General features: G+C 45.6%; 1 protein-coding gene. It reads right to left on the reverse strand.

Annotated elements, in window-relative coordinates; translation table 11 throughout:
• Positions 1 to 170: 170 nt before the first annotated feature.
• The gene (locus PX482_RS23400) at positions 171 to 1121 is read right to left on the reverse strand and encodes an undecaprenyl-diphosphate phosphatase (RefSeq protein WP_002758593.1); all 951 of its coding nucleotides are present in this window, start codon (positions 1119 to 1121) and stop codon (positions 171 to 173) included.
• Positions 1122 to 1500: the final 379 nt, after the last annotated feature.

Below are 1500 nucleotides of genomic sequence, written 5' to 3' on the forward strand. Positions count from 1 at the left end.
AAAGTACCAGATATGGGAGTGATCAGGGGGAAATTCAGGGACTTTTTCCCTGAAAATTAGGTAATTGACCCCCTCAAAATCGGTAAAACCCCACACCCCACACCCCACACCCTACACCCTGCCCCTAGGAAAAACTTTTTGCCGCAAACCCTAATTAGAATGCCAAAAGGTCAGGAAAAACGCCCCCAGGCCACACCAATCAGGATAGTAACCCCGAAAAAGAGACGATACCAGACAAAAACCCAGGTACTCTGTTTTTTGAGATAATCTAATAACCAAGCGATCGAAAGATAGGAAAATATCCCCGAGGAAATTACCCCAATAGCGAGGGGAATTAATTCACTGGTGTTAATCTGGTCGAGAACTCCTTTAAATTCCACTAAACCGGCTAAAGTTATCGCCGGAATCCCCAGCAGAAAGGAAAATCGCGCCGCTACGGCCCTTTCTAAACCCATGAATAACCCGGCAGTTAAGGTGGACCCAGAACGAGATACCCCCGGTATTAGGGCTAAAGCTTGGGCTAATCCCATTAAAACCCCGTCTTTTTGTCGCAAAGTCTCAAAACTGCGTTTATGTTTCCCGATTTTTTCGGCCGTAGCTAAGAGTAAAGACATGACTATAGAGGCACAGGCGATCGCTGTCATGCTTCTCAGGGGGGAATTATCTAAATCGGGAATGAAAAGTTTCATTAACAAACCGAAGAAAACAATCGGAATTGTGCCTAGGATAATCCCCACGGCCAAACGAAAATCCTGGGAACGATAATCGGAACTAGCCACCGCTTTCACCATTCCTGTGGATATTTGCCTTAAATCCTGCCAAAAATAGGACAATACCGCCGCAATACTGCCCAATTGAATCACTGCCGTATAGGTGACACCGGGATCTCCCCAACCCAAAAAGACGGGAATCACTTTTAGATGAGCGGTACTGCTAATCGGCAAAAATTCCGTCACTCCCTGCACAAATCCCAAAAAAATCGCCTGTAACCAGTTAATTTTTGCCAGAGGTATGGCGCTAGTGGTTGATTGGGCAATGGCGGCGGGTGTAATCGCCAAAATCACCGTTATTATCGCTAGTCCTAGCCATTTATAGCTTTTTTTCAGGAAGGAAAACATCATTTTTCAGTAAAAAAAGGGGTTGGGTGTGGGGTGTGGGGTGTGGGGTGTGAGAGTTGGGGAAATTAACTAATCAATATTACTGCCTTTTGTCTATCTCAATAGCTTTTTTTCAGGAAGGAAAACATCATTTTTCAGTAAAAAAAGGGGTTGGGTGTAGGGTGTGGGGTGTGGGGTGTGGGGAGACCACTTCGTGCGCGTTGCGGGGGGAGATGGGGAAATTAACTAATCAATATTACTGCCTTTTGTCTATCTCAATGGAACGAGAGGACTCCCGTTAAACCGCGTAGCGGTTAACGGGAGATGAATCGCCACCAGAATAAAACTAACGCGGTAGGGTTTCCACTTTTGGGGAGTTTTGGTTCTCGACGTATTTTTTTAG

The sequence above is a fragment of the Microcystis sp. M53602_WE12 genome (assembly GCF_030065455.1).
Lineage (GTDB): Bacteria > Cyanobacteriota > Cyanobacteriia > Cyanobacteriales > Microcystaceae > Microcystis > Microcystis aeruginosa.

What these genes read in the sequence shown, in the direction of transcription:
- PX482_RS23400 (WP_002758593.1), bottom strand. Translation starts at nt 1,121, where the DNA reads ATGATGTTTTCCTTCCTGAAAAAAAGCTATAAATGGCTAGGACTAGCG.